8 protein-coding genes are annotated in these 10,408 nt (G+C 72.6%); 3 read left to right on the top strand and 5 right to left on the bottom strand.

Annotation, left to right across the window (positions count from 1 at the left end):
* Positions 1-171: 171 nt before the first annotated feature.
* Positions 172-894: a response regulator transcription factor gene (locus BLR49_RS12770; protein ID WP_092538218.1), complete on the bottom strand. Its 723-nt coding sequence runs from the start codon at positions 892-894 to the stop codon at positions 172-174.
* Entirely contained in the window at positions 891-1,772 is an 882-nt protein-coding gene (locus tag BLR49_RS12765) for a sensor histidine kinase (RefSeq protein ID WP_092538216.1), read from the bottom strand. The genes BLR49_RS12770 and BLR49_RS12765 overlap by 4 nt, the downstream gene beginning before the upstream one ends.
* A gap of 592 nt (positions 1,773-2,364) precedes the next feature.
* Here BLR49_RS12765 and BLR49_RS12760 point away from each other — a divergent pair.
* On the top strand, positions 2,365-3,210 hold the full coding sequence (locus BLR49_RS12760; RefSeq protein WP_245690734.1) for a glycosyltransferase family 2 protein: 846 nt from the start codon (positions 2,365-2,367) through the stop codon (positions 3,208-3,210).
* Between the two features lie 103 nt (positions 3,211-3,313).
* Here the strand turns inward: BLR49_RS12760 and BLR49_RS12755 are convergent, their stop codons facing one another.
* Complete coding sequence (locus BLR49_RS12755) at positions 3,314-5,593, bottom strand: hypothetical protein (protein WP_092538212.1); 2,280 nt, start codon at positions 5,591-5,593, stop codon at positions 3,314-3,316.
* A gap of 70 nt (positions 5,594-5,663) precedes the next feature.
* Here BLR49_RS12755 and pheA point away from each other — a divergent pair, with 70 nt between their 5' ends.
* Positions 5,664-6,620: a prephenate dehydratase gene (gene pheA, locus BLR49_RS12750; RefSeq protein ID WP_092538210.1), complete on the top strand. Its 957-nt coding sequence runs from the start codon at positions 5,664-5,666 to the stop codon at positions 6,618-6,620.
* Positions 6,621-6,758: 138 nt separating this feature from the next.
* Here pheA and BLR49_RS12745 read toward each other — a convergent pair whose 3' ends face one another.
* Positions 6,759-8,012: a diacylglycerol/lipid kinase family protein gene (locus BLR49_RS12745; protein WP_092538220.1), complete on the bottom strand. Its 1,254-nt coding sequence runs from the start codon at positions 8,010-8,012 to the stop codon at positions 6,759-6,761.
* 613 nt (positions 8,013-8,625) lie between these two features.
* Complete coding sequence (locus BLR49_RS12740) at positions 8,626-9,546, bottom strand: hydrogen peroxide-inducible genes activator (RefSeq protein ID WP_092538208.1); 921 nt, start codon at positions 9,544-9,546, stop codon at positions 8,626-8,628.
* A 153-nt stretch (positions 9,547-9,699) separates the two neighbouring features.
* Between BLR49_RS12740 and BLR49_RS14035 the strand changes: the two genes are divergently transcribed.
* The coding region (locus BLR49_RS14035) for a transposase (RefSeq protein WP_143013778.1) at positions 9,700-10,408 on the top strand (709 nt) is incomplete at its 3' end.

Genomic DNA, 10,408 nt, shown 5'->3' with positions numbered 1-10,408 from the left:
CGGCGGTTATAGCTACCGATCTGGGCACGTGACTTCTACCGATCTCGGCGGTTATAGCTACCGATCTGGGCACGTGACTTCTACCGATCTCGGCGAGGGGGGCGGCGGCGCGGGGCGGGGTGCTGGAGCGCCGATGTAGGTGCAGCGGGGCTTCGGCTGTGGCGAGACGTTTCAGTCCCGGTCGAGCGGTGGCATGCGGTAGCCGCGTCCGCGTACCGCCACCACGACGTCGGCGGGCACGTCATGGGCCTGAAGGTGGCGGCGCAGCCGGTACACGGTGGTGCGCACCATCTCCCGGCCGCCGGAGTCATCGCTGGTTCCCCACACCTCGTTCAGCAGCTCCTGCCAGGTGACTACGGCGTCGCGCCGTCTGGCCAGCGCGGCCAGCAGGCGGGACTCCGTGTCCGGCAGGGGAATGTTGCGCCCCGCCCAGGAGACCCGCCCGGTCGCCGTCGACACCCGCAGCGGGCCGTTGGTGATCGCGTCCGGGCCCGAGCCGGTGCGCCGCGTGACCGCCCGGGCCCGCAGCGCCAGCTCGCGCGGGGAGAAGGGCTTGGTGACGTAGTCGTCCGCGCCCGCCTCCAGACCGGCGATCCGGTCCGGCTCGTCCCGCATGGCGGTGAGCAGGATGATCGGGACCTGGCTGCCTGTGCCCCGCAGCCTGCGGCACAGGTCCACGCCGGAGCCGCCCGGCAGCATCACGTCCAGAACCACCAGGTCGATGTCGCGGGTGGAGGCCAGCTCCCAGGCGGTCTCGGCGTCGGGAGCCGTCAGGCACTCAAAGCCCTGGGTCTCCAGGGCGAAGGAGACCACGTAGAGCATCTGCGGCTCGTCGTCGACGACGAGCGCCACCAGTCTCGGGGCCGGCAGTCCGGGGGCGGGGTCGCTCATCATGACGCTGGTGCTCCGTTCGTGGGGGCCGGGCCTGGTGTGCCAGAGCCGACGCCGGCGGCGTCGGCCGTGTCGGGGTGCAGCGGCAGCGTCAGGTAGACGGTCGTGCCCCGGGCGGCGATCGTATCGATGAGCACGCGGCCGCCGTGCGCCTCCATGATTCGCTGCGTGACCATCATGCCCAGCCCGGCGCCGCGGCTCGACGGCGCGGTCAGGGGGTTGGCGGTGGCATAGGGGATGAAGGCACGACGCCGTTCCTGGCGGCTCATGCCCGCACCGTCGTCCATGACCGTGATGAGGGCGTCGTCGGTGTCGGCGCTGATGCGTACCGTCACCGGTGCGCCGTCGCAGTGGCGCAGTGCATTGGTCACCGCATTGGCGACCGCTTGGCGCAGCAGCCCCCGGTCGGCCTCCACGCGGACCGGACGTCCGTGATCCTCCAGACGAATAGTGGTGTGCGCGGAACGGCGCATCTCCTGCACGAGCTCGCGCACGAGGGTGCGCAGCTCCACCCGCTCCCGCCGCAGGGAGCGGACCTCATGATCCAGGCGCGCCTCGGTGAGGAAGTCCTCGGCCATCTGGGAGGCGTCGCGGGCGTTGTCGAGGATGGTGGTCACGAAGCGGCGCTGCACCTCGTTGAGATCGCCGGGTGTCTCCTCGTCCAGCAGCTCGGCGGAGGCGCTGATCAGGGCCAGTGGGGTGCGGATCTCGTGGGCCAGCACGTCCCTCGGGGTGCTGCGGCGCTGCGCGTCCTCCCGCAGGCGGGCGTTGTCACGGCGGGTGAGGACGAGCGCGCGACGCCAGTGCACGGCCAGCGCCGAGGCCAGGACGGCGACGATGACCAGGGTCCAGCCGATGGCCGCGGTGAGGGAGGCGCTCATGGGTCCCATCATGCCCGCTTGCCGTAGGTCGGCCTCGTGCTGTGGGCGCTCAGGCGGCGGGGAAGAGGCCGACGGCGACTCCCCGGAGGCTCGCCGGGTGCGGGGAGGCCGGGCTGCGGACCCCGCCGCCCTCACCCCGAGGGTCGGGGTCCGCGGGGCGCAGGGAGACCGACGATGGGGACCCGTCGCCTTTGACGTGCCCCTAAGACCTGACAATGCCATCTTCGGGCGCAGCCTTCTGTGGCATGTGTCACAAAGATGTCTCGGCGGCGGAAGCAAGGTTTTTCTGTTGTGGTTACATGGTCGAGATCGGGACCGAGGTCCCCTGACGCACGTTTGACCTGCGTGGACGCCGCGGGACCTGTCGCCCCGCGAGGGTGCATGAGGGCGATAAGCCGCGTGCTGCTGGGACTAGGTACTGCCCGCGCAGGCGCCTTCGGGGGCGGCGCGGCCCGTAGGGCGGCGGGCTTCCCGGATGCGGCCCGGGGCGGAGGGCGGAGTCTCGCCGCGTGTCTGCGCTGTGAGACGCGACTGTGACCCCGGGGCCACGTCTTATAGAACGACCCCCCTCCGATATGACTACCCTGGGGCCGTGAGCCCGACGCCGCCATCCGAGCCGCTCCCCAGCCAGCTCCCTGACCAGCGCGTTGCCGTCGTCATCCCGGCCAAGGACGAGGCCGAACGCATCGCCGCCACCGTGCGCGCCTGCCGTGCCATTCCCCGGGTCGACCTGGTCATCGTCGTCGACGACGGCTCCACCGACGCCACTCAGGAACACGCCCGCGCCGCCGGCGCAGTGACTGTCCGTCACGCCGTCTCGCGTGGCAAGGCCTCCGCCATGGAGACCGGGGCGAGCGTCGTCGCCATGCGCGACTACGAGGACGGGCCCGCCCGCCTGCTGCTGTTCATCGACGCGGACCTGGGCGACTCGGCAGCCGCCTGCTCCGAGCTGGTCCCCCCGATCGTCGACGGCGTCGCCGACATGTCCATCGCCGTCCCGCCCAAGCAGGCCGGGGCCGGCGGCCGTGGAAGGGTCGTGCGCGCCGCCCGGGCCGCGATCGCCGCGGCGACGGGTTGGGCTCCGGTTGCTCCTCTGTCCGGGCAGCGCTGTATCACCCGCGACGCCTACGAGGCCGCCTCGCCGCTCGCCGAGGGCTGGGGCGTCGAGGTGGGACTGAGTATCGATGTGCTGTCCGCCGGCATGACCGTGATCGAGGTGCCCTGCGACATCACCCATCGCGTCTCCCTGAATGACCGCGCCGGGCGCCTGCACCGCGCCGCCCAGTACAAGGACGTGGTGCGGGCGGTGACCTCCCGCCGCCTGCGCCGCGTGCGCGTGCCCGCGGACAAGCTCGACGACGCCGCCGTCCGCGACCAGATGCCCTTCCGCGCCTTCCGCGCCTGGGCGGCCGACCGCCCTGCGGCAGATCAGGACTGAGCCCGGACTGCTCCCCGCCCGGACTGCTCCCCCTCGCCGAGATCGGTAGAAGTTACGTGCCCAACTCGGTAGAAGTTACGTACCGAGGCGGCCGGGGGATGTGTCAGCGCGGACTGACCCGCATGCTCAGCAGCAGCGCGGCCAGTGTCGGCGCCGCGGCCGCCGCCGAGAAGAGCAGCATCGTCAACCCCGAGTCGTTCACCAGTACCTCCACCACCACCAGCACCGCCAGCGCGCGCAGCGCTGGGCCCAGCCAGACAGGTGTGGGCAGCGCCGCCAGCCACGCGTAGGGACCACGACCGGCCCGAGCGGCGCGCACCGTCCGTCGCAGCCACCAGCCGGTGCCGACCACGATGCCCACTGCCGCCACGAGCGCCAACAGCGCCGGCGGGCTGGTCAGGAACGGGGCGACGAGCGCGCCCGCCTTACGGGCAAGGGTCGCCCCGGCGCCGCCGCCCAGCACCTGGCTTGCGAAGCCTCCCAGGTGCGTGCGCGAACCGGTGGCGTAGTCCGCGAGCGCGAACGCGCCGACCACGCCCACGGCCACCACCCCGACTCCAAGCCATCGTCGCAGCCCGAGCCGCACCCCGGCCAGTCCCGTGCCCAGCGCCACCAGTGCGGGAATGAGCGTCAGCGCCCCACCGACGTCGGCGCCCAGCTGCGGGGCGCCGTCCACTGCGAGCGCCAGCAGCCCCGGCACGCCCACCGCCGCTGTCAGGGCGAGGCGCCGATGCGCGTGGCCCGCGGCAAACCGCGCGGCCCCGGCGGCGAGCGCCACCATCAGCGCTCCGGCTGCCAGTGCGAAGGCCGTGTTCGACACCCCGTAGAAGCGCCCGGCCACCACCGCATTCATCCCCAGCGGTCCGTTGAATCCCAGCGGCGCGCCCACGGCGGCGTCCCCGAGGATCACCACCGGGCCGACGGCGGCCAGCGCCAGTGCCGCGCCCGGCGCTCGCGGGCGCCGCGCCCGGGCGGGCAGCGCCGCCGCTCCGGTCAGCAGCGCCGCCGCCGCGGCCGAGGTCAGCGCGGCGACCGCCGGTGCCCAGGCCCCCGCGCGCCACCACGGCACCAGATTCGCCAGCCAGATCCCGGCGGGCAGGGCGGTCACCCAGCAGGCGGCCCAGCCGAGGCGCCCCAGCCGTTCGGGCCTCGGGCGGCGCAGCCCGACGCCGACGGCGACCAGTAGCGCCAGCGCGGCCCCGAGCAGTCCCAGCGTCACCGGAATCACGGCGCGGTTGGAGGCGACGGCGTGCGCGGCGTCGTCGGCCAGGGCCGCCACGCGGTCGCTGCCCGCGGAGGCGGGGGCGGCGGGCGCGGATGAATCCGGGAAACCGGTGGAGGCCGCGGCGGGAAGCGTCAGCACTCCGCCCGTAAGCCCGGAAGCGGTGGAGGTCTGCTCCCCGGCGACTCCCGCCAGCAGCGTCGGTGCCAGGTCGGTCAGCTGCACCAGGCCGCGCTGGTGCGTGGTCGGCCCGATCAGCAGGCCGTCGTCGCTGCCGCGCGGGGAGGTGGTGCCTGCGGGCAGGATGGCGAGCTGGGGAGAGGGGTCCTGCGGGTCGGCCACCGAGACGACGACCAGGCGCGCCCGCCCCGTCAGCTCGGCAAGCGCCTGCGCCAGCGCCTGCACGGCCCGCGCCGCCGCGGGCCCGGCGCCCTCCGCGTCGGAGTCGGCCTCGCCCGCCGCTGCCGCTGTGGTCGTGGCGGGAGTGCCGGCGCCGGTGTCCATGAGGTCGATCAGGAGCAGGTCCGGGGCATCGCCGTCCGTAGCCGTAAGCAGCTGCGCCGCAGACGCCGCCGTGGCGGGCGGGCCGTCCGCGGTGGTCAGCGCCAGCACGGCCCCGTCCCCGACGGCGGCATAACTCGCCCCGGCCGCGTCCAGCAGCCCGGCCAGCGTGCCCGGCTCGGCCCCGTAACCGTCTCCCTCCGCCAGCCGGGTGGCGTCGGCCCAGGTGCCGCCAGAGCACGTTGCGACGGCGCCCAGATGGGATGCGTCGGCGCGGGCGCGCGTCCCGGTGCCCAGGGTCATCCAGCCGTCGGCCGGGCAGGTGGTCTCCCCGATGGTGCGCTGGACCAGGTTCACCGGCGCATTCGCCGTCGCGTAGTCCCAGACCGTGGTGGCGGCCGCGGCCACCTGCGGGTCCTCGGCCGCTGCAAGCTCCTGCAGCACTGACCACGACAGGCCACTCACCCCCAACACGGCCAGTGGTGTGGCTGCGGCCGCGTCCGCGGAGGCGGCGGGCGCCGACGTCGTCGGGACCACCACGGCCTGCGCGGCCGGGCCCAGCCCGGCGGTAGCCAGTGCCGCCCCCACGAGCACCGCCAGCACTGTCCGCACCCCGGCCGCGCGCAGCCACCGCCGTTGGGTGTACTGGGGCTCGCTCATGCGATCAGCCTACGTGGGGCGCTCCGACGCTCCGGAGACGAATCGCGGGATGGCGGGATAGCCTGAGCCCATGACGAGCCCCGCCCCCATTTGGTCATTCCTCGGCCCCGGCGGCACCTTCTGCGAATCCGCCCTGCGGCAGGTGGCGCCCGCCGACGTCGTGCTCGACTCCTGTCAGGACGTCCCCACCGCGCTGGACCGCGTGCGCGACCGCAGCGCCGTCGCCGCCGTCGTCCCCATCGAGAACTCCGTCGAGGGCGGCGTCAACGTCACGCTGGACAACCTCGTGGTCGGCGCGCCCCTGGTCATCGCCGCCGAGATGGCCGTGCCCATCACCTTCGTGCTGGCCGGGCGCCCCGGCACCCGCCTGGAGGACATCCGCGCCATCTCCACCCACCCCCACGCCTGGGCGCAGTGCCGCGGCTGGGTACACCAGCACCTGCCCGGCGCCGTCTACATCGAGGGCCGCTCCACCTCCGCGCCCGCCCGCGCCCTGGCCGAGGCCGACGCCGCCACGGCCGCAGCCCTCGAGTACCAGGCGGTGCTGTGCAACCCGCTGGCCGCCGAGCAGTACAACCTCACCGTCATCGCCGGGGGAGTGGCGGACAACCCCGACGCGGTCACCCGCTTCGTCAAGGTCTCCCGTCCCGGCCGGGTCGGCGAGCCCACCGGTGCCGACAAGACCACCCTCCTGGTGCAGCTGCCGCACAACCGGGCCGGAGCCCTGCTGGACATGCTCGAGCAGTTCAGTGTCCGCGGCGTGAACCTCACCCGCATCGAGTCCCGGCCCGTGGGCGACTCATTGGGCCGCTACCGCTTCTCCATTGACGTCGAGGGACATATCCGCGACGAGCGCGTGCAGGCGGCCTTCATCGGCCTGCACCGCACCTGCCCGTTCCTGCGCTTCCTAGGCTCCTACCCGCGACTGGACTCCCTGCCCGTGGTGGTCCCCGCCGGCACGAGCGACAAGGACTTCGTGGTGGCCCGCTCGTGGGTCGCCGAGGTGCTGGAGGGACGCAGCCTGTGACGCCGGGCTAGCGGTCGGTTGTACGCGTGTAGGCGGCGTAGTAGACCGCTGCCCGGCGCAGTCAACGGTGAAGCGGCGTGGTAAGCGACGTCGGTCGGGGCGCCGCAGCTGTATTCATGCGGGGCACCGCAGCTGTATTCATGCGGGGCACCGCACCCTCAAGGCCCCGGGCTGTACGCGAGCTCGCACGCCGCGCGTCGGGGCCACCAGATCGCCGTCGATCTCCACGGCCGTCGGCAGGTCCAGCCACACCGTCACCTCACGCCCGCGCCGCAGCAGTACCTGAGCCGCGCCTCGGGTGGAGTAGGACGCGGGCCGCGGCGGCAGCACCTGTCGCGCCAGCGACGCCCAGCCCCACAGGCCGTGCAGTGTGTCTATGGCGGCGACGTCGAGCAGGCCATCATCCAGACGGGCCTCCGGCAGCAGGGTGACGCCGGCGGGCAGCCTCCCGCCGTTGGCAATCAGCAGGGTGCGCGCCGTCATCCGCTCGGTGCGCGGGGGCCGCGGGGGTGCCGGGGGCGGCTCGGGGACGACGGCGATCACTCGGTCGGGATGGTTCCCGCCCGCGTCCGCCCGGGCGTCGCCGTCGGGGGAGGAGCTGGCCGCGCCGAGCGCCCCGCTCACAGCCGCGCCGCCCACAGCTCGTTCGGAGACCTCCGCGACGGCGGCCATGGTGCCGCCCTCGACTCCCAGCACCAGGTCCATGCGTCGTCGCCCCAGGTTCTCCAAGGCGGCGAGCCCGTAGGCCCCCCAGCTCAGTCTCTCCTTCAGGGCCGGGCGCGTGGAGGCGACCAGGCCGGCGTCGAAGCCGATCCCGGCCACCACCAGGCAGGCGTGCTCGTTTCCCAGAGTGGGGCGGGCCCAACCCTGCGGTGGCTCGGCGATGCTGTCGATGTCGCCCCTGTTGTCGGCGCCGTCGGTGCCGTCCGCCGTGGCTCCACGAACGGCCGCGCCCGTGGCGGGCAGGGGTCCCGTGTGTCCGGCGGCCTCGGTGCGCACCCATACCAGGTCGGTCGGCGTCGTCCGCCCCGCTGCGGCAATGCGTGCCAGCTCTGTCTGACGGCGCAGCGGCAGTCCGAGGTTCCGGGCCGCCAAGTTGGCCGTCCCCAGCGGCATGATTCCCATATCGACCCCGGTTCCGGCAAGTCCCGCGGCGACCGAGCGCACCGTTCCGTCTCCGCCGGCGGCGACCACGAGTCCGGCACCGGAGGCAACGGCCAAGCGGGCCTGGGTGGCCCCGGTCTCGCGGGCAGAGGTCTCCAGCCAGACGGTGCGGTAGCCGGCCTCAACGAGGGCATCACCGAGTGCCTGTCTCACGGCGCGGGTGGCGGCCGGCTTGGCGGGGTTGATGACTACGGCGGCAACGGGTGCCGGGTCGGTGCCGGCGGTCATGGTGCCAAGGGTACTGATCGACAAGCCCGCCGTCAGGGTTCACGCGGGGTCTGCTGCCTCCATAGCGACCGATCTCGGTACGCAACTTGAACCGACCTCGCATGCAGGGAGTGTTTGGGTCGGTGCGGGTGGGTGCGTCGCTTGGTGGTTGCACACCGGAGCCGTCCGAGCGGGTTTGGCTGATCCTTGTTTTTCATTGGAAGCATGCGGAAATGGCTGCGTGGTCCGGAGTGGGTGGTGCCGCTCCCGTGTGCGGCCGGCCCCGCATTGCACACGGGAGCCCTGTCATGACACTCGGGTCGCGGGTGGAATCGGCGCCAGCTTGCGGTTTCTGTCTTTGGGGCTGTTTCTGGGGTGTGCGGACCCGGGGCAGGGGTCTTGGACGATAGCGTTGTGCGGGACGCTGTCTCCCCGGCATCGCCGAGTGGGCGCACCGACCACGCCAACGACTGGGTTCGGGGGTGGTGCGTTAACCGCCCCGGATAGTGGGGCCGCCATATCTACCGATTTCGGTACGTGACTTCTACCGATCTCGGCGGGGTGGAGGGGCGGCGGGTCAGGCGGGCGTGTCGGTGGCTCCGGTAGCTCAGGTGGCGCCGGTGGCGCCGGTAGCTCAGGTGGCGCCGGGCAGACCGGCGCGGCGGGCGAGGGCGGTGAGGATCTCGGCCAGGCGGGCGAAGTCGGCACCGCGGGATGAGGAGCTGCGATGCACCAGGCCGATGCGCCGTGTCGGTACCGGTGCGGCGAAGCGGACCACGGCGTAGCCCCTCCCGGAGAGCAGACCCACCGCGCCTTCCGGAATCACCGTGACGCCGACGCCGTTGGAGACCATCTGCACCACCGTTGACAGGGTGGTGGCGACCGCGGCCGGCGGATTGGCTCCGTAGCGCTGGCACAGGGCGAGGGTCTGGTCGCGCAGGCAGTTGCCCTCGTCCAGCAGGAGCAGTTGCTGACCGTCCAGCTCCGCGGGGACGACGTCGTCGCGGCCCGCCCACGGGTGTGCGGCCGGCACGAGTGCGACCAGGGGCTCGTCGTACATGGGGATGGCGGTGGAGCGGCGCAGGTCTACGTCGGTGCTGATGATGGCCGCATCCAGGCGGCCCTGACCGAGCAGATCGAGCAGGTCGCCGGTGACCATCTCCCGCAGCTCGGGGCGCAGCAGGGGCAGCTCGCGGGCCAGGCCGTCCAGTACGAGCGGCACCAGGTAGGGGGCGAGGGTGGGGATGATGCCCAGGCGCAGGGTGCCGGCGAGTGCGGCGCCCTGGTTGGTGACCGCCTCGTTGAATGACTCTGCGGCGAGCACCGCCTCCCGGGCGTAGGGCAGCAGTGCCTGTCCGAGCGGGGTGACCAGGACTCGGCGGGTGGTGCGTTCGACGAGTTCCCCGTCCACGCGCTTCTCCAGCGCGGTGATCGCCTGCGAAAGGCTGGGTTGGCTAACGCCCAGTGCCGTGGCCGCCTCACCGAAGTGCTGGTGGTCGCACAGCGCGACGAAGGCCCTCAACTGGGAGAACGAGGGGAGAGAGGTGGTGGGCATGTGCGGGTCCTGAGTCCGTGGCAAGGTCCGACCCTGCGGGTCGGGGATAGTTATCGAGGTCGGCTTATTGGTATTGACTCTAGATCACGTCCGCCTGGATCTCATCGCTTTCATGGTTCTTCCGGTTTGTGGGTGTGGTGGGGTGGCGGGGGCATGGTGAGTGTTGTCGGCGTGGTGCGTTGGGTCCTGGTGGGTGTGGGTCCAGGCGCCCGCGGGGGTGTCCGAGTTCGGCACAAAGGTCGTCGGCAGCTCCTGGGGCCGATCGAGAAACCGCATGATTCCAACGCTCTGCCCACGGCGGCCGGCGGCGCCGGAGCTGTTTGTGCCGATCTCGGACACTTTGTGCCGACGCGCACGGGAGCAGGCGCCGGCGGCCGGCCGCCAGGCGGACAGGCCCCATCCTGCCCCGCCCGGCGCCACGCCGGAGTCCGGCACCACGCTGCTTGCCGGGAACAGCTGGCTCGCCTCCGCCCGGGGGCGCGGCCCTGCAAGGCCCCTGGGGCGCTGGCCGGTGGCGGGGAGGTCCTTGGGGCACGGCACCCGTGCCCGTCCCGGCCCCCTGCTTGGACCGGGTCCCTCCAGTTGGACCGCGTTTGCCTGGATGGACCCCGTCCCTCCAGTTGGACTGGACTGGAGGGTTGTTTTCGGACTTGGGGGATGGCTGTCGTTCCCCGTGATCTGATAGTTAGGATGATGGATGTGACTAAGGCGAAGTACTCTGAGGAGTTTCGTGAGCAGGTTGCTCGCGAGGTGGTGGATAAGGAGCGGTCGATCGCGTCGGTCGCGGCCTCTTATGGTTTGGTGGCGCAGACCGTGGGCAACTGGGTCGCTAAATACAGAAAGCAGCACGCCGACGCCCGGG

It is taken from the genome of Actinomyces ruminicola, assembly GCF_900103885.1.
Taxonomy (GTDB): Bacteria; Actinomycetota; Actinomycetes; order Actinomycetales; family Actinomycetaceae; genus Actinomyces; species Actinomyces ruminicola.
The sequence above is the reverse complement of the archived record's forward strand: the minus strand, read 5'-3'. Positions and strand labels throughout refer to the sequence as shown.